Source organism: Paraburkholderia phytofirmans OLGA172, from assembly GCF_001634365.1.
Taxonomy (GTDB): domain Bacteria; phylum Pseudomonadota; class Gammaproteobacteria; order Burkholderiales; family Burkholderiaceae; genus Paraburkholderia.
In genome coordinates, this window is the sequence record NZ_CP014579.1 from 728293 (window position 1) to 746637 (window position 18345).

Here is an 18345-nt window from a genome sequence, read left to right on the forward strand (position 1 = left end):
CGTTGACTACAACCGGCTTGACGGAGACCCGCGTGGCAACACTCAAAGATGTCGCGGCACTGGCTGGCGTCGGCATGTCGACTGCCTCACGAGCCATTTCCGGCAAGGGACCCATTTCAGCCGATGCCGCCGCCCGTGTGAAGGCCGCTGTCGAAGCGCTGAATTTCCGGCCGTCGTCTATCGGCCGGGCGATGGCGACTCAATCGCTCGGCATGATCGGTATTTTCGTGCCGACCTTCTTCGGTTCCTGCTACGGCACGATTCTCAAGCAGACCGACGCCGAACTTCGCGCGGTGCGTCGCCACGTGGTGGTTGCAACGGGTTGCGGGGATGTGTCGCCGCGCGAGCAGGCCATCGACGCGGTGCGCTTTCTGATCGGCCGCGATTGCGACGGCGTGGTGGTGATCAGCCACGATCTGCACGACGACGATCTGGACATGCTGCATCGCATGCATCCCAAGATGGTGTTTCTGAATCGCGCGTTCGAACAATTGCCGGAGGCGTCGTTTTGCGCGGATCATCGGCGCGGCGGCGAACTGGCGGCGCGCACGCTGCTCGATCACGGGCATCGGGATATCGCGGTGATTTCCGGGCCGTTCAGCGCTTCGGACAATCAGACCCGGCTCGAAGGCTTCTTTGCCGAACTGTTGCGCGAGGGCATCGCCCGCGATGACGTCACGCTGATCGAATCGGACTTCTCGCCGGAGGGCGGTTACGCTGCCGGGCAGAAGCTGCTCGATTCGAAGCGGCGTTTCACCGGGCTCTTCTGCGCGAACGACACGATGGCAGTGAGCGCGCTGGCGCGCTTCCACCAGGCAGGCATTGCCGTGCCGGACGAAGTTTCCGTGATCGGCTACGACGATGACTATTCGGCCGCGTATGCCTCGCCCGGACTTACTTCGGTGCATATCCCGACGGCGGAATTGACGCAGAATGCCGTGCGCTGGCTGGTCAATCAGTGCTACCGGACCTCGTGGGAAATCTTCCGCGAGTTTCCGGTGAGCGTGACGATGCGGGAGTCGGTGGCGCAAGCGCCGGGAGCGCTTATGCGAGGTGCAGGGGCGGCTCAGGTGCCGCTGCGCAGCGACTGTTCGTAGCGCAAGCGGGCTTCTTCGTCGAGCCGCGTGTCTTCGAGTTCCTGCAGCACGCCTTCGAGATCGATCGGCGTGGTGTCCAGTTCGACACGGCCGGTCAACTCGGCGTCCACGTGTAACGCGCCCGCTTCGTACAGCGACCAGATTTCCTTGCCGTAACTTGTGTCGAGCAACGCGGGCGCGAAGCGGCCGAAATACGTGGCGAGGTTGTTCACGTCGCGCTCCAGCATGGCCGGTGCTTCAAGATTGCCGGCGGCATCCACGGCTTGCGGCAGATCGATGATCACCGGGCCGTCTGCTGCGAGCAGGATGTTGTATTCGGACAGGTCGCCGTGAATCATGCCGGCGCACAGCATGCGCACCACCTGGTTGAGCAGCAGCGCATGCAATTCGAGGGCGCGTGCTTCGCTCATCTCGACATCGTTCAGACGCGGCGCGACGTTGCCGTCCGCATCGGTCACCAATTCCATCAGCAGCACGCCGTCGGTGCAGATGAACGGCTGCGGCACGCGCACGCCGGCATTGGCAAGCTGGAACAGCGCATTCACTTCGGCGTTCTGCCAAGCCTGTTCCTGCACTTCGCGGCCATAGCGGCTGCCTTTTTCCATCGCGCGCTGCTGGCGGCTGTTCTTGACCTTGCGGCCTTCGCGGTAGGACGCGGCCTGGCGGAAACTACGCTGTTTGGCGTCCTTGTAGACCTTCGCGCAGCGCGTGGATTCGCCGCTGCGGACTACGTAGACGGTGGCTTCCTTGCCGCTCATCAACTGCGAGATGACTTCGTCGATCAGGCCTTCTTCGACCAGAGGGAGCAAACGTTTGGGTGTTTTCATGCGACCGCCGGAGAGCGGTGCGTGGCTGATCGGCCGTGTGGGGCCGATTGCGAGGGGAGACGGTGCGGGATTCGGGTCATGCCGGATTATAAGGGGTATGGAGACATGTGCCGGAACACGAGCGTCAAGGTGCCGGATGCGACCGGCACGCCCTGTACGTGTGGCCGCTATGCGAGGGCATCACGCCGCCTGAAATACAGACTCCATTCGCTGTACTTCGGGCCGGGACAGATTCAGCGCGGTGGCTTCTTCCCGCCATGTGTTGACGGCGTCTTGAACTTCCGCAACGACGCGGCGCGCTTGCGCGTCGTCGAGTCGATAAAACTCAGCGGTTTCGATCGCGGTTTCAAGATTCGGCAGGGCGCTCAACCCGTCCAGCGTGAGCGCGTGTTCCCGCTTGCTCGGGTTTGGATTCATATCGAATGCCGGCGAGAGTCGCCAGCCCGAAGCCTCGCGAATGAAGCCGTGATTGCGAAGATGATCGTCCCGGTTTCCCACGAGTACGTTGAAAACGACTCTTCTGAAGAGCTGGGCGAGATCTTCGTCGATATGACCTTGCGCGCCGTTGCCGGCAAGATACTCGGCAATGTCCAGATAGCTGGCTTCCGATTCGCCGTCCTGACGTTCGAGCAAGGTCATGGCGGAGGTGTACATGCGCCGGCTGCCTTCACGGCGATCGAATCGTTCGACGCAGAACGTGCCATAACGTGCGCCGACGTACTTGAGTTCGGATTGCGGCACCCAGATGCCGGCTTTCCTGGCCAACCGGTGTGCGATGTATTCCCACGCGCCGATGTCATAACGGTCGTCTTTCGCGGGGAATTTGGCGATCCAGAGATCGTTGCCCAAGCTGGTGAAGTTGGCTTTCGGACGAGCGCCACCGAGTGAGGTGCCAGGCGCGATCAGCATGGCGAGCCACTGCTCGTATTCGGGCAGTTTTTCGATATCCGCCTCTTCAATGCGCAGGCTGATATACGCCAGGGTCGCGAGGTCGGTGACCGGCGGCGCGGCCTCGGCGCTGTTGTCGAGAAAATGTCCCTCCGTGTCCTGAAACCGCAGCGCGCCGACTCGCGTCAGATCGTGTACGCCCAGCAGGAAATCGATCTCCTGCAAATTGCGCATGGGCCGGTCTTCACGATCTGCCGCCGCGGCCTCGCGGCGCTCCATCAGCACGCGGCCCCAGCGATCCGGTGCTGAATCCATGAAGACGCCGAATGCGGCGGACTTCGCGGGCGGGTATTGCTCGTCGGTCCATAACTCGAGGCGCGGGTCGAGCATGAATGCGTTACGCCCATCTACCCAGTTCTTTGCATAGGCAAACGATGCAGGCAAGTCGGTACGTGCAGTCTGGCGATACAAGGTGCCGACCTGTTGCAGGCTGCTCAGTTCGGTTGCGTCGAGAAATACCTTGAACGCATCTCGACGTTTATTGCTGACCATCAGATTTCTTCGGGTGTTTTTTTGTCGGCTGCCCGGTTTTGACAGGAACGGCGCCGGGCGTGTTCGTACGCGGTTTGCGCTGACCCGGCAACTTGAGATCCTGCAACTTGCGCCCAAGTTCGTCGTCGCGGGCGATGGCTTCCATGTCCTTGTCGAGGCCCAACACGCGAAGCGCCCGCATATAGGTGCCGAGCGCGATATTCGGATCGCCTTTCTCGAGGCGGCTCAACGTGTCGCGCGAAATGCCCAGCCGTTCGGCGAACAGCACGGTTGGGAGTTCACGCCGCAGACGGGCGAGTTTCAGCCGTTCGCCAAGAGCGCGCATCTGCTTCTCGACCGACGGAAAGGGACGTTGAAAGGTGCGGGGCATGTCCGATAGATTAGGCAAATATCATGACTATGTCAAAAGTATCGGACAAGAAAGCTGGGCCCGGACGTTCTAGGCGTGTTGAAGGTACCTCAAAATTCCGAGGTTTTGTACGATATTTCAGGCATAAATTAGGCTTTTGCCTGAAGTATCGTACAAACCTGAGTGTTCAACAACCGGTGGACTCCTTCAAACCGGCTTCCTACCCCGCCAGTCCCTTCAGCAACGGCCTGGGGTTGAATTCGTCGGCTTAGGGCCGCCTGCGTTTCAGCAAGCAGATCGGCATGGGCTTGCCGCTGTTTGACGACGTGTTCGGCACAGGGGCACCAACGCAGCCTACACGTGGCTCGGCACTGCTGTCGTGCAGACGCCGGCCGTGTAACGATGTTGTAATTGGCGGCAACAGTGTATTGCGTTTTCCCCCATTCAATTCGCATGGCAATCGCTTAAAATTCGCCGTAACAATTTGTTACGGGGTGCGAGATGTTAGCCGTGTTCATCATCACCTGTCCGATCTGCATCGTCGCGTTGTTCGGTTTTGCGCGACATGTGGATCCGCTGACAGGGCAGTTCAAGCGCTAAGCCGAGGTGGGGCGATTCCAGTGGCGAGTTCGGAGCCATTGCCGGTTTTAGCCATTTTCTTCAACTGATCAAGGCCTCAATCCTTGCCTTTGTGTGCCGAGTCACGGCACGATGCGCGATAACCTAAGTTTGGGGCACGACCGCGCATGCGAGATTTTCTGGCAAATATCACTACACGTCTTGGCGTACTGAAGGGCATGCTTCCTTTGAGCCGTGCCGCTGCGGCGCGCGATGCGCTGGCCGGCGTGCAGCTGGCGTCGATGGATATTCCGCAGGTGCTCGGCTACGCGCGCATTGCCGGCATGCCTGCCGTTACGGGCCTTTACACCGTCTTTCTGCCGCTTATCGCGTTCGCGTTCTTCGGCGCGTCGCGGCACCTCGTGGTGGCTGCCGACTCCGCCACCGCCACCATTTTTGCAAGCCGCCTCTCGACCATGGCGCCGGCTTCGAGCGCCGAATATGCGGCGCTCGCCGGGATGGTCGCCTTGCTCACTGCCGCGCTCCTGTTCATCGCGCGAATCTTCAAGCTCGGTTTTCTCGCTGACTTTCTCTCGCGCACGGTGCTGGTCGGCTTCCTCGCCGGCGTCGGCGTGCAGGTCGGCATCGCCATGCTGGGCGACATGGTCGGCGTCCCCGGGCATGCCGCGCGCAGCGTCGATCAACTCGCGCTCGTGGTGCGCGAGTCGGCGCAGATCAATCTGCCGACGCTCGTCATTTCTGCGCTGGTGGTGGTCTCCATTCTGGTTTGCAAGCGCTTTTTGCCACGCGTGCCGGTGCCGTTGATCGCGGTGGTGGCGGGTATCGCTGCCAGCGATGTGTACGGTTTCGCGGCGCACGGTATTGCCGTGCTGGGGCCGGTGGCAGGTGGATTGCCGCCGCTGCGCATGCCCTCGGTCACGTGGCAGCAAATGCTCGATCTGCTGCCGGTCGCCGCCTCGTGCTTCGTGATGATCGTCGCGCAAAGCGCCGCCGCGAGCCGCGTATTCGCCGAGCGCTATCAGGAAACCGTCGATACCAATGCCGATCTGCTGGGAATTGCCGCCGCCAACGCCGCGGCGGCGTTTTCCGGCGCCTTCGTCGTGAACGGCAGTCCGACGCAAACCGCCATGGCCGATCGCGCCGGTACGCGCAGCCAGTTCGCGCAGGTCGTATTCGCGGTGGTGGTGGTCGTGGTGCTGCTGTTTTTCAGCCGATATCTGCAGTACCTGCCGCACTGCGTTCTGGCCAGCATTGTGTTTACGATCGCCATCGGCCTGATCAACCTGCAGACGCTGTTTTCGATTCGCCGCGAAAGTCCCGGTGAATTCACGCTGGCCGTGTTCACCGCGGCGGCCGTGGTGCTGATCGGCGTCGAGCACGGCATTCTGGTGGCGGTCGCGTTATCGCTGCTGCGGCATGTGCGGCATAGTTACCGGCCGCACACCATGGTCCTCGTGCCCGGCGAAGACGGCATCTGGGTGCCGGTAGCGGCCGCGCCAGGACTCCAGACTGCGCCGGGGCTGATCGTCTATCGCTTCGGCGCCGATCTGTTCTACGCGAACGACCACTTTTTTGTCGACGACACCGGCGGCCTGATCGATCACGCGCCGAGCGCGGTGCGCTGGTTCGTGATCGACGCGAGTGCGATCACCGACCTCGACTATTCGGCGGCGCGTTCGATCGGCGAGTTCTGCGAGACGCTAAAGCGCAGCGGCATCGAAGTGATCTTCGCGCGCGTGAACCAGTACTTGCGCTCGGATATGGATCGGCATGGGATTACGCCGGTCGTTGAAGCAAGATGTATTTTCAGCACCCTGCATGAAGCGCTACACATGGCAGGGGTGGAGCAACCGGGTAAGCACGTTAAAGAGGCGTTGTAAGCGCCAGTTTCGCCTGACGCGGTGGATTGCTTCAGGCTTGCGGCTCTTCGTCGGCAAAGAAGTAAGCGATAAAAAAGCATGCGCCCGAGAGCAAGGCGCCCAGCACGGCCACCGTGTATGCGAGCGTCTTACCATGCCAAAGACCGTTGAACCACTGATGAAGCTGGGCCATCAGCACCGCCGCGTTGCCGCCGATGCGCTGCAATTCGATCTGATAGCGCGGGTCTGCGATGCTGTACATGGCGACGGCGCTGTCTGGCGCCGGAGCCATGGCATAGATGATCGCCGCGGCGATCAGGCCGGCGAACAGCGCAACCGCGCTCGCGAGATAAAGCCGCTTTTGCAATGGCGAGTGCTTCACTGCCGGATGCGCTGCCGGATTCAGGTCATTGCCACCGCTCATCGTGTTCGTGTGTCCACTCGGGTCATCAAGGCGACAGTATCGCAGAGCGGGCGCACCGCGAAGGCGCGGCTAGCCTTTCGAAGTCAGCAGCTTGATCCCGGCAATGCCGAACCTGATCGCGAGCGGCCCGTCCACTCAGGCTGGCCAGGCAACTCAACCCCCCGCGGCTATACCGATGCAATCCGCCAGCACCCCCGCCACCGCCTGCCGGCTATGCCGTGGACGCTGCACGAGCCCGATTTCACGGTGAAACGTCGCGTCGCCGAGTTCGAGCGCGGTGACGCTGGCGGGCCACCTGCCGAGTCCCGCCGTATTCGGCATCAGCGCCACGCCGATGCCGCGCGCGACCAGTTGCGCGATACCCTGTAACTCGTCCAGTTCGATCACGTCGTGCACGTTCAGCCGCGCACGCCGTAGAAAGCGGTCGACCAGCCTGCCGCCGAACGATCCCCGGTCATAGCGGATGAACGGCTCGCTTCTGAGCAGCTCGCGCCAGGACCGCTTGCCACGCGCGAGCGCCTTGGGCGCCAGCAGCACGAACGGCTCGGTGACGAGCGTGCGCCATTCCAGTTCGGACGGCAGCGCGAACGGCGGTTTGATGATGACGGCGAGATCGAGCTCGCCCGAGTCCACCTGCCCGAGCAAACCCAGCGACACGCCGGGCACGACGCGAATCCGCCAGCCGGGGCGGTCGTCGCGAAAGCGGGCCAGCGCGTCGGCGAGAAACGACACTTGCGCGGACGCAATCGCACCCACCCGCAACATCCCACTTTCGGCCACGCCTGCGCTGCGCTCCGAGAGCCGGTTGTACAGCGTCATCATTTCTTCGGCGAGTGCGAGCGTTTCGCGGCCGGCGTCGTTGAGCGTGGCGGAGCGGCCCGTGCGGTCGAACAGCGCGAAACCGAGTTCCTCTTCGAGCCGTTGCATTTGCGCGCTCACGGCGGATTGCGTCAGGCCGATGCGCGCGCCCGCGCCGGAAAACGTGCCGTACTGGCTGACGGCGATAAAGGTCTTGAGTTCGCTGAGCATCGAAGATGGGTCGATTGATCGATTTTGGTGTTAGTCAGGTCAAATATATATCGTTTTTCACCATTTTTAGTCATGGTTAAAATTGGCCTCACGCGTGCACCTTTGTGGGCGCGATGCGTCATTCCACTATCCCCCTGCGAGTTTTCCCATCATGACCGTTGCCGAAACCGTTTTGCCGCCGTTCCATCTGGCGTTTCCTGTGCATAGCCTTGCCGCCGCACGCGAGTTCTATGGCGAGTTGCTCGGCTGCCCGGAAGGGCGCAGCTCGCCGGACTGGGTCGACTTCAACTTCTACGGCCACCAGATCGTCGCGCACCTCGCGCCGGAGGAAGTCGGCCACCGGCAGACCAGCAAGGTTGACGGCGACGCGGTGCCGGTACGCCATTTCGGCGCGGTGCTCTCGATGGCGCAATGGCAGGCCGCCGCGGACAAGCTGCAAAAGGCTGGCATCGACTTCATCATCGAACCGCATGTGCGCTTCAAGGGCGAGGTCGGCGAGCAGGCGACGATGTTCTTCCTCGATCCGTCGGGTAACGCGCTGGAATTCAAGGCGTTTGCGGATATGTCGTCGCTGTTTGCGAAGTAATGTTGGTGCAAGGCTGGGCCTAACCGCCCGGACGGTGATCGCATAGGCTCGACCTGAACGTAAGGTATTGGCATCGCGCAACAAAATATCGAGGCATGTCTCGCATACGCTTGGCGAGGCATGCCTTTAATTGCCCCCTTAAAATCGCCTATCTACACTTCATCAAACGTTTGCGGCTCATGAAGCCACATGTGTTTGAAGTCCTGCGAATCCTTACATTAGCCTTCCTGACAATTTCGCCATTTTCGCGCCATGCAGGCGTTGGTGCTATCGATCTAGCATAGGACCTGATTCACCGGGAGAGGCGCGAGCATTGGCTCCGGCAACATGGCTTCATGTTTGCCGGCTTCGGCATGTCGAATGCTGAAACAGCGCGGCCTTCCAGTCACGGCGATTCAATTTCTTATCGGCATTCTCTCGGGCGCGTTTCATGTGGATCGTCAACGTTGCGCTTAAGCGGCCATACACGTTCATCGTGATGGCCATTCTGATCTTGCTGGCAACGCCATTCGTGCTGTTGACCACGCCGGTCGACGTGCTGCCGGAAATCAATATTCCGGTGGTCAGCATCATCTGGAATTACACGGGCTTGTCGGCCGAAGACATGGCCAACCGCATCACGTCGGTCAACGAGCGCAGTCTGACCACCACGGTCAACGACATCGAGCACATCGAATCGCAGTCGCTTGCGGGGATCGCAATTCTCAAGGTGTTCCTGCAACCGAACGCGAACATCCAGACCGCGATCGCCCAGACCGTGGCCGTCGAGCAAGCGCAGCTCAAACAGATGCCGCCGGGCGCCACGCCGCCTTTGGTGATCAGCTACTCGGCTTCCAGCATTCCGGTGATCCAGCTCGGCTTGTCGAGCCCGAAGCTCTCCGAGCAGGCGCTCAACGATACCGCGCTGAACTTCCTGCGCCCGCAACTGGTGACGATTCCGGGCGCGGCCGTGCCATATCCGTATGGCGGCAAATCGCGCCTGATCTCGGTCGACCTCGACACGCGCGCGTTGCTCGCAAAAGGCCTGACGCCTTCGGATGTGGTCAGCGCGTTCAATGCGCAAAACCTGATTCTGCCGACCGGCACGGCCAAGATCGGGCCGAAGGAATACACGATCAACATGAACGGCTCACCCGCTACGGTGGAGGGGCTCAACGACATTCCGGTGCGCACGCTCAATGGCGCGACGACCTATCTGCGTGAAGTGGCGCACGTGCGCGACGGCTTCTCGCCGCAGACCAATATCGTGCGGCAGGACGGACACCGCGGCGTGCTGATGTCGGTGCTGAAGAACGGCAGTGCGTCGACACTCTCGATCGTCAATACGCTGCACGGCATTCTGCCTGCCGCGCGCGCTGCCTTGCCGCCGGACCTGAACATCACGGCCTTGTTCGATCAGTCTGTGTTCGTGAAAGCGGCGGTGCAGGGCGTGGTGCGTGAGGCGGTGGTCGCCGCCGCATTGACCGCTGCAATGATCTTGCTATTTCTCGGTAACTGGCGCAGCACCTGCATCATCGCGATTTCGATTCCGCTGTCGATTCTGTCCTCGCTGATCGCCCTGCACGCGCTCGGGCAAACCATCAACATCATGACGCTGGGCGGCCTCGCGCTGGCGGTCGGGATTCTGGTCGACGACGCAACGGTGACGATCGAAAACATCGAACGGCACCTGCATATGGGCACGAATCTGCACGATGCGATTCTCGACGGCGCCGGCGAAATCGCGATTCCGGCACTCGTCTCGACGTTGTGCATCTGTATCGTATTCGTGCCGATGTTCTTCCTGACCGGCGTCGCGCGCTATCTGTTCGTGCCGCTGGCCGAAGCGGTGGTGTTCGCGATGCTCGCTTCGTACGTTCTGTCGCGTACGCTGGTGCCGACGCTGGCGATGCTGCTGATGGGCCACGCGCACAAGCCCAGGGCCGATGCCAGGCCGAGTCTGTTTCGACGCCTCTATCTGCGTTTCGATCGCGGCTTCGAGCGCATGCGCTCCACCTACATCATGATTCTCAGCAGCGTGCTGGTGCGCCGCGGCAGGTTCGGCAGCCTGTTTCTCGGTTTCTGCGCGCTGTCGATGAGTCTTGTTTTCGTGCTCGGCGAAGACTTCTTTCCGAGCGTCGATGCTGGCGACATTCGTCTCCATATGCGTGCGCCGACCGGCACGCGCATCGAGGAAACGGCGCGTCTCGCGGACCAGGTCGAGAATGTGATCCGCGAGGTCGTGCCGCCTGCGGAGCTCCGCACGATTCTCGATAACCTCGGCTTGCCGTATAGCGGTATCAATCTCTCGTATAGCAACGCGGGCACGATCGGCACGCTCGACGGCGAAATTCAGGTGGCCTTGAACGAGAACCACAAGCCGACGCAACGCTATCTGGACAAACTGCGCGCGATCCTGCCGCAGCGCTTTCCGGGCGTCGAGTTCTTCTTTCAACCGGCCGACATCGTCACGCAAATTCTCAACTTCGGCCTGCCCGCCGCCGTGGACGTGCAGATTTCCGGCGCGGATCAGCAGGGCAACTTCGATGTTGCGCGCAAGCTGCTGAAACAGGTGCGCATGATTCCCGGTACCGTCGATACCCACATCCAGCAGAAACTCGACGAACCGGCGATCAATCTTCAGATGGACCGCACCCGGCTGCAACAACTCAATCTGAGCGCGAGCAATGTGGCGCAAAATGTGCTCATTTCCTTGTCCGGCAGTTCGCAAACCTCACCGGGTTTCTGGTTCAACAACAGGAACGGTGTCGAATACAGCGTCGCGGTGCAAACGCCGCAGTATCAGGTGTCGTCGATCGACGAGTTGTTGCGCACGCCCGTCTCGGGCTCGGCCAACGGTCCGACGCAACTGCTCGGCAACCTCGTGCGGGTCTCGCCGCAGAATCAGTTCGCAGAAGTCACGCACTACAACATCAGGCCGGTGATCGACCTGTACGTAAGCGTTGAAAAGCGCGACCTGGGCAGCGTGGCCACTCAGGTCGACAAACTGGTGGACAACGTGCGGGCCTCGTTGCCGCGCGGCAGCCAGATCACCTTGCGCGGGCAGGTGCAGACCATGCGCAGTTCCTTCTTCGGTCTCGGGATCGGCGTGGCGATGGCCATCGTGCTGGTGTACCTGCTGATCGTGGTGAATTTCCAGTCGTGGGTCGATCCGCTGATCATCGTCAGCGCGTTGCCCGCGGCACTGGCGGGCATCGTATGGATGCTGTTCCTGACCGGTACGCATTTGAGCGTGCCGGCATTGACCGGCGCGATCATGACGATGGGCGTCGCCACCGCCAACAGTATTTTGATGGTGTCGTTCGCGCGCCAGCGGCTCTCCGCCGGCGCACCGCCGCTCACCGCCGCGCTCGAAGCCGGGGCAAGCCGGATCAGGCCGGTGCTGATGACCGCGTTCGCGATGATCATCGGCATGATTCCGATGGCCCTTGGTCTCGGTGAAGGCGCCGAGCAGAATGCGCCACTGGGCCGCGCAGTGATCGGTGGCTTGCTGTTCGCTACCGTGTCCACGCTGTTTTTCGTACCGCTCGTGTTCGCGGGCGTTCATACCCGCCTTGCGCGGCGCCACCGCGACGACGACACAGACACGACGGGCAGCCAGGGCCGCGGCAACGACGGCCCCGCTCCGGACCACGGCGGCGAAGGCAAACCCGCGTAACGTTAATTGACAGCTGACAGAGATGGCTGACAGAGATGGCTGACTGAGATGACCGAAAAAACTCATGCATCGCTGGCGATTCCCGCCCGAGAGACCGAAGGCGGCCACGCCTTGCCGCCGCGCAATCGCGAATGGAAGCGCGCCAAAATCGCCATCTGGATCGTGCTGGCGCTGCTCGCCGTGGGCGCGTTGCGCACGGTGATCGCGAATGTTTTGCAAAACCGCTCGGTCGCCGAAACGACGCAGCAGAACGCCACGCAGTATGTGAGCGTGGTGAGTCCGACGCAAACGGAAGGCGGCGGCAACACCTTGTTGCCGGGTACCTTGCGCGGCTACGTGGAGTCGCCGATTTACGCGCGCTCCACGGGTTATCTGCTGCACTGGTATGCCGATATCGGCGCGCGCGTGAAGCAGGGGCAACTGCTCGCCGATCTGGATACGCCGGAAATCGATCAGGAACTCGCACAGGCATTGGCGCAGCGTCAGCAAACCAGTTCGAGTCTCGGCCTTGCCAAAACTTCGCTGGAGCGCTGGCAACAATTGCGTCAGCGCGATGCGGTTTCGCAGCAGGAACTCGACGAACGGCAGAGCACGTACACGCAGGACATCGCCAACCTCGCCGCCGCCGATGCCAATGTACAGCGCTTGCGGCAACTCGAATCCTTCAAGCGCATCGTCGCGCCGTTTTCGGGCGTGGTCACGCAGCGCAATGTCGACGTCGGCGACCTGATCGACGCGGGCAGCGGGACGAGTCGCGCGCTGTTCGCACTGGCGCAATCGGATCCGCTGCGGGTCTATGTGCAACTGCCGCAGGCGTACGCGCAAAACGTCTCGGTCGGACAGAAGGTCGTGGTCACGCAGGCCGAATTGCCGGGTCAGCAGTTCCACGGCACGATCACGCACATCTCCGGCGCGATCGACGTGCCGACCCGCTCGCTGCAAATCGAAGTGACCTTGCCGAATCCCGACGACAAGCTGCGGCCCGGCGCGTACGTTCAGGTGGCTGTGCCGGCGGTTGCCCATGCGCAATTGATGGTGCCGGGCAATGCGTTGCTGTTTCGCGCCGAAGGTCCGCGGCTCGCGGTGGTCGATGCGAAGGGTAATGTGGCGTTACGCAAGATCGTGATCGCGCGGGACCTGGGGCAGTCGCTCGAAATCGAAAGCGGGATCGAGGCGAACGACAGGATCATCATCAACCCGAGCGATTCGATCGCTGACGGCGATCACGTGCAGATCGCGCAGCCGCGCAAGAGCGGCAAGGGGGCGTCGTGATCGCGAAGCAGGCGGGCGCTTGCCGGGCACTGACGGCGCTCACATCGCTAACGGCGCTTGCGGCCACCGCGAGCGCGGCCTTGCTGGCCGCGTGCACAGTCGGCCCGGATTATCAGCGGCCGCAAGCCGAGGTGCCGCCGGCCTGGCAAACCGATTCGTACTGGCGCGTCGCGGCGCCTGCGCATGCGCCGATCTCGCTCGACTGGTGGAGCGGCTTCGGCGATCCGACACTCGGCACGCTGGAAACGCAGGCGCTCGCGCAGAATCAGACGCTGGTCGCGGCGAGCGCGCACTACGCGCAGGCCAGGGCGACGCTGGCGAACACCCGTGCGCAGCAGATTCCTGAAGTCGATCTGGCGGCGACCGGGTCGCGCTTCAGGATTTCGCACGACCGCCCGCTGACCAACTACGGCACGCCGACCGTGTCGACGGTGCAGAACAATCTGCAACTCGGCCCGTCGATCAACTACGACACCGATCTATTCGGCCGGATCCGTCGCGAGGTGGAAGGCGCCGCGGCTTCCGCGCAGCAGTCGGCCGACGACCTCGCCAACGCACGGCTGGTCCTCACCACCGATCTCGCCACCGACTATTTCTCGCTGCGTGAACTCGACGCCGAGATCGACGTGTTGAATCAGTCGGTGAAATTGCAGCAAAAGGCGCTCGATTACGTCACGACCGAGCACGATCTCGGCTCGGTGTCCGGGCTCGACGTGTTGCAGCAAAAATCGCTACTCGATTCGACACGTGTGCAGGCGCAACTCTTGCTGAATCAGCGCGCGCAGTTTGAACATGCGATTGCCGCGCTGGTCGGTGTGCCTGCGCCGCAGTTCGCTATCGAACCCAAAGTGCTCGACACGCAGGTGCCGGCGATTCCGCTTGGCGTGCCGAGCGACGTATTGCAACGCCGCCCGGATATCGCATCGGCAGAGCGTGCGATGGCCGCGGCGAACGCGCAGATCGGCGTCGCCAAGGCGGCGTTCTTTCCGAGCTTGACATTGACGCCGAGCATCGGCTGGGAAAGCACGCAGTTCGCCAGTCTGCTCAGCGCGCCGACACTGGCGTGGACGCTTGGTGCGGCGGTCGGCCAGGTGCTGTTCGACGGTGGCCGCCGCGCGGCGAACGTCCAGTTTGCGAGCGAAGGTTACAAGGCGACCGAGGCGAACTACCGGCAAACCGTGCTCAACGCGTTCCAGCAGGTGCAGGACGGCATCACAGGCCTGTCGGTTCTGGACGGCGCGGCGAAGCAGTCGCACGAGGCGGTGACCGATGCGCAGCATTTGCTGGCGCTCGCCAACGACCGCTATTCGGGCGGCCTGGTCGCCTACCTCGACGTCATCACCGCGCAGCAGTCGTTGCTCACCAGCGAGCGTCAGGACGTGCAGATCCACGGCCAGCAGATGACCCTCTCTGTTTCGCTGGTGAAGGCGCTGGGCGGCGGCTGGGATGCCGGCACGGCCGTATCGGACGCCCAGCCGCCCAGCAACGCAGCGAACGCAGCGAACGCAGCGAACGCAGCGAACGCAGCGAACACAGCGAACGCAGCGAACACAGCGAACACAGCGAACACAGCGAACACAGCGAACACAGCGAACACAGCGAACACGCAGGAGGCGATGGCTCCCGCGAAGTGAGCCGCCCGGCAATGACACGGCCAGACAGGAAAGAGCAAAACGAGGCGTTTCGTATAATGCAGAGACAAGGGGACGCGCATGAAATTGCTGATCGTTGAAGACGAGCATAAGGTGGTGGACTACCTGCGCTCCGGTTTGACAGAGCAGGGCTGGGTCGTCGACGTCGCGCTCGACGGTGAGGAAGGCATGCATCTCGCTACCGAATTCGATTACGACGTGATCGTCCTCGACGTCATGCTGCCCAAACGCGACGGCTTCAGCGTGCTGAAGGCGCTGCGCATGCGCAAGTCGACGCCGGTCATCATGCTGACCGCCCGCGATCATGTGAACGACCGCGTGCGCGGTCTGCGCGAAGGCGCCGACGACTACCTCACCAAACCCTTTTCCTTTCTCGAACTGGTCGAGCGGTTGCATGCACTGGCGCGCCGCACGCGTTCGCAGGAGTCGACGCTGATTTCCGTGGGCGATCTGTTCGTCGATCTGATCGGCCGGCGCGCCACCCGCGACGGCGTACGTCTCGATCTGACCGCCAAGGAATTCCAGTTGCTCAGCGTGCTGGCGCGCCGCCAGGGCGACATTCTCTCGAAGACCGCCATTACCGAACTCGTGTGGGACGTCAACTTCGACAGCCATACGAACGTGGTGGAAACCGCGATCAAACGACTGCGCGCCAAACTCGACGGCCCGTTTCCCTCGAAGCTGCTGCACACCGTGCGCGGCATGGGCTATGTGCTCGAAGTACGTGAAGAGGCGGAACAATCATGAACCGTTCTATCGCGCGCCGCCTGGCGGCGATGTTCGCGCTTGTGGCGCTGTTCGTATTCACGCTGGTCGGCACCGGGCTCTTTGTGGTGTTGCGTACGCAACTCGAACACCATCTGCGCGAATCGCTCGACGATCGCACCGAGATCGCGCGCATCATCGTCTATCACGCGGTGACGCCGGAGAAATGGCGCATGGCCCGCGAAAAACTCACCGACATGATGCCGCACGACGGCAGCACCGTGTATTCGGTATCGAGCGACGATCCGTATTTTCACTATGGCAAGCCCGTCCAGGGGCCCGTGGTGTCGAGTTGGCAGGGCGGCTACGCGAGGGTTTCGCCGGTCGGCGGCGGCGCGGACATGCTGACCGTCACGGTGACGATACCCGCTTACGGCGCCCGTCCGCCCGTGCAATTGCAGGTTGCGGCCAGCTGTGTGCCCAACATCCGCACGATGCGCGTGTTCGGCTCGGCGCTCGCCGCGCTGTCCGCGTTGGGGAGTCTCGCCGTGCTGTTGCTGAGTTATTCGGTCACGCGGCTGGGTCTTGCGCCGTTGACGCGGCTGACGAGAGATGCATCCGCGGTAAGCCCGAATAACCGCTCACAGCGCCTGAATACGGCCGCGCTGCCGCTCGAATTGAACGATCTGGCCAACTCCTTCAACGGCGCGCTCGAACGTCTGGACGGCGCATACGGCCGCCTCGAGTCGTTCAATGCGGACGTCGCTCACGAACTGCGTACGCCGGTGACGATTCTGATCGGCCAGACCGAAGTGGCGTTGACGCGCAACCGCTCGGTCGACGATTTGCGCCACACACTGCAATCGAATCTCGAAGAGTTCGAACGCATGCGCACGATCATCAACGACATGCTGTTCCTCGCCCGTGCCGACCAGGGCGAGCGCGCGACGGGTCTCGTCGAAGTGTCGCTGGCTGCCGAAGTCGCGCATACGCTGGAGTTTCTGGAGATTCCGCTCGAAGAAGCGCGCGTGCATGCGCAGTTGCGCGGCGATGCGGTGACGCGCGTGAACCGCTCCCTGTTCGGCCGTGCGTGCACGAATCTGCTGATGAACGCGATCCAGCACTGTGCGCCGGGCGCGGCGATTACCGTGACGATCTCGAATGCAGCGGATCAGTTGCGCGTCGCGGTGGCCAACCCGGGCGAGCCGATCGAGCCGGGTGTGCTCGAACATTTGTTCGACCGGTTCTATCGTGCGGAAGTGTCTCGCACCAATAGCCGTGAAAACCACGGGCTGGGTCTCGCGATCGTGAAGGCGATTGCCGAGATGCATCGCGGCACGGTGTCGGCGCAAAGCGCAAACGGAATCAACACGTTTGCGTTTTCGATTGCGGCGTCGAGTGTGGAAACCAGCTTGCCGGCGGCGCGCACGAAGGCCGGTGTCCCTGCGGAAGCAGCGGCTTGCGTACCGGCAACGGCCACACGCGCAACGGCACATCCGCAGGCGTCAGGATCGTGAGGCCGTCGGGCTTGTCGAGTTCGGAGCCGATTTTCGCCAGCAGCTTGTTCGGCGCCACGCAAATGGAGCAGGTGAGGCCGATCGCCTGATTGACGGCGTGCTTGATGCGCGCGGCGATCTCGCGGCAGGAGGGGGTACGTGCTAAAAATCCAGCGTGAACTGCGGTGACTCGTAGCCTTTCTTTTCCCCCGCGCGTTGCAGGTTGCTGGCCTTGACCCCTAACAGCCTGATGGATTTGACAAGTTCGACCCGTTTCAGGCACTGAGTCGCCGCGTTACGCAACGCCTTGGCGTCCGCAACAGGTTCCAGAAGCGTGACGTCACGCGTTATCGTCTGGAAGTCATTGAAGCGCAGCTTGATGCCGATCTTTCGCGCAAGATAGCCCTTTCGCTGCAGATCTAGCGCCACCTGCTCGCACAGGCGGGTAAATGCGGCACCTAGTTCCTGCCTGTGCCGCACGGCGTGCAGGTCTTGCTCGAATGTTGTCTCCCGGCTCATCGAGACAGGCTCGCTGTGTGTCACCACTGGCCTATCATCAAGACCATGAGAGACCCTGCGGAGCCACGATCCATAGCTTCGTCCAAAGTGTTCGACTAGCCATCGCTCGTCGCGTGCGGCAATCTCGCCGATGGTTGTTATTCCGAGAGACTCAAGCTTTGCGCTGGCCTTCGGGCCAATGCCGTTGATTTTGCCGGCTGCCATCGGCCAAATCCTGGACTCCAAATCCTCAAATCTCAGGATAGTGACGCCGTCCGGCTTTTGCATGTCCGAACACAACTTTGCTAGAAGCTTATTTGGCGCAATTCCGACCGAGCACGTGAGACTTGTTGCTTCGAATACAGCGGACTTCAAGTTGCGCGCAACTTTCTCCGATGCCTCATTCAGCTGAGAGACGTCGGCGTAGACCTCGTCGATTCCGACATCCTCGATGGTCGGACTAACTGACCGAACTGCGTCCTTGAACAGACGCGAGTAGTTTCGATACAGATCGAAGTTTACTGGAAGGAGAATGGCATTCGGCGCTAACCGGGCCGCTTTCATCGCTGGCATCCCGGAATGAACTCCCAGCGCTCGCGCTTCGTAGGTTGCGGTCGTTAAGACGCCTCTGCCCGTATAGTCGCGTAACCGGGAGAATTCACGGGTGCCGTCCGGCATTGTTCTCGGAGCATCCGACCGACGGCCTGCAACAACCATTGCTTGGCCTCGCAATTCGGGATACTGCGACAGTTCGCAGGACGCAAAGAATGCGTCCATGTCGATATGGGCTATGCGCTTGTCATCTGGCATGCGTTAATAAATCACTAGCAATCAATCGTTTTGTCGGGCCAACGCGACGTTTGTGGGCGGCCTT

14 protein-coding genes and 1 pseudogene are annotated in these 18345 nt (G+C 61.9%); 8 read left to right on the plus strand and 7 right to left on the minus strand.

What is annotated here, in order from left to right; all coding sequences use genetic code 11:
• The first annotated feature begins 32 nt into the window (after window positions 1-32).
• Window positions 33-1097, plus strand: a complete 1065-nt coding sequence (locus AYM40_RS23515) for a substrate-binding domain-containing protein (protein ID WP_082855259.1) — start codon at window positions 33-35, stop codon at window positions 1095-1097.
• On the opposite strand, the gene AYM40_RS23520 is transcribed toward AYM40_RS23515, so the two are convergent.
• The 3 genes from AYM40_RS23520 to AYM40_RS23530 form a co-directional block, all read right to left on the minus strand.
• Window positions 1067-1924, minus strand: coding sequence for a PA4780 family RIO1-like protein kinase (locus AYM40_RS23520; protein ID WP_063498637.1), 858 nt, complete (start codon window positions 1922-1924; stop codon window positions 1067-1069). The genes AYM40_RS23515 and AYM40_RS23520 overlap by 31 nt on opposite strands.
• Window positions 1925-2104: 180 nt before the next feature.
• Window positions 2105-3364 carry a type II toxin-antitoxin system HipA family toxin gene (locus AYM40_RS23525; protein WP_063498638.1) on the minus strand — a complete coding sequence of 420 codons (1260 nt, stop codon included), beginning with the start codon at window positions 3362-3364 and terminating at the stop codon, window positions 2105-2107.
• The gene (locus AYM40_RS23530; protein WP_236721063.1) at window positions 3351-3689 is read right to left on the minus strand and encodes a helix-turn-helix domain-containing protein; all 339 of its coding nucleotides are present in this window, start codon (window positions 3687-3689) and stop codon (window positions 3351-3353) included. Before AYM40_RS23530 ends, AYM40_RS23525 begins: the two co-directional genes overlap by 14 nt.
• A gap of 770 nt (window positions 3690-4459) precedes the next feature.
• Here AYM40_RS23530 and AYM40_RS23535 point away from each other — a divergent pair.
• Window positions 4460-6172 carry a SulP family inorganic anion transporter gene (locus AYM40_RS23535; RefSeq protein ID WP_063498640.1) on the plus strand — a complete coding sequence of 571 codons (1713 nt, stop codon included), beginning with the start codon at window positions 4460-4462 and terminating at the stop codon, window positions 6170-6172.
• A 31-nt stretch (window positions 6173-6203) separates the two neighbouring features.
• Here AYM40_RS23535 and AYM40_RS23540 read toward each other — a convergent pair whose 3' ends face one another.
• Both AYM40_RS23540 and AYM40_RS23545 read right to left on the minus strand, forming a co-directional pair.
• The gene (locus AYM40_RS23540) at window positions 6204-6575 is read right to left on the minus strand and encodes a hypothetical protein (RefSeq protein WP_063498641.1); all 372 of its coding nucleotides are present in this window, start codon (window positions 6573-6575) and stop codon (window positions 6204-6206) included.
• A 153-nt stretch (window positions 6576-6728) separates the two neighbouring features.
• Window positions 6729-7604: a LysR family transcriptional regulator gene (locus AYM40_RS23545; protein WP_063498642.1), complete on the minus strand. Its 876-nt coding sequence runs from the start codon at window positions 7602-7604 to the stop codon at window positions 6729-6731.
• Between the two features lie 151 nt (window positions 7605-7755).
• Here AYM40_RS23545 and AYM40_RS23550 point away from each other — a divergent pair, with 151 nt between their 5' ends.
• The 6 genes from AYM40_RS23550 to AYM40_RS23575 all read left to right on the plus strand — a co-directional run bounded on the left by AYM40_RS23550 (window position 7756) and on the right by AYM40_RS23575 (window position 16994).
• Window positions 7756-8190, plus strand: coding sequence for a VOC family protein (locus AYM40_RS23550; protein WP_063498643.1), 435 nt, complete (start codon window positions 7756-7758; stop codon window positions 8188-8190).
• A gap of 430 nt (window positions 8191-8620) precedes the next feature.
• A complete protein-coding gene (locus AYM40_RS23555) occupies window positions 8621-11848 on the plus strand; it encodes an efflux RND transporter permease subunit (RefSeq protein WP_063498644.1) in 3228 nt (1075 codons plus the stop codon).
• Window positions 11849-11896: 48 nt separating this feature from the next.
• Window positions 11897-13120, plus strand: a complete 1224-nt coding sequence (locus tag AYM40_RS23560; protein ID WP_063498645.1) for an efflux RND transporter periplasmic adaptor subunit — start codon at window positions 11897-11899, stop codon at window positions 13118-13120.
• Entirely contained in the window at window positions 13117-14754 is a 1638-nt protein-coding gene (locus AYM40_RS23565; protein WP_420488504.1) for an efflux transporter outer membrane subunit, read from the plus strand. The genes AYM40_RS23560 and AYM40_RS23565 overlap by 4 nt, the downstream gene beginning before the upstream one ends.
• A 78-nt stretch (window positions 14755-14832) precedes the next feature.
• Window positions 14833-15519, plus strand: coding sequence for a heavy metal response regulator transcription factor (locus AYM40_RS23570; protein WP_007176723.1), 687 nt, complete (start codon window positions 14833-14835; stop codon window positions 15517-15519).
• On the plus strand, window positions 15516-16994 hold the full coding sequence (locus AYM40_RS23575; RefSeq protein WP_063498646.1) for a heavy metal sensor histidine kinase: 1479 nt from the start codon (window positions 15516-15518) through the stop codon (window positions 16992-16994). Before AYM40_RS23570 ends, AYM40_RS23575 begins: the two co-directional genes overlap by 4 nt.
• Here AYM40_RS23575 and AYM40_RS43780 read toward each other — a convergent pair.
• A pseudogene (locus AYM40_RS43780) lies at window positions 16936-17229 on the minus strand (hypothetical protein); the annotation flags it as partial. The gene AYM40_RS23575 and the pseudogene AYM40_RS43780 overlap by 59 nt on opposite strands.
• Window positions 17136-18281: a DNA polymerase IV gene (gene dinB, locus AYM40_RS23580; RefSeq protein ID WP_063498647.1), complete on the minus strand. Its 1146-nt coding sequence runs from the start codon at window positions 18279-18281 to the stop codon at window positions 17136-17138. The pseudogene AYM40_RS43780 and the gene dinB, both read right to left, overlap by 94 nt.
• Window positions 18282-18345 lie beyond the last annotated feature (64 nt).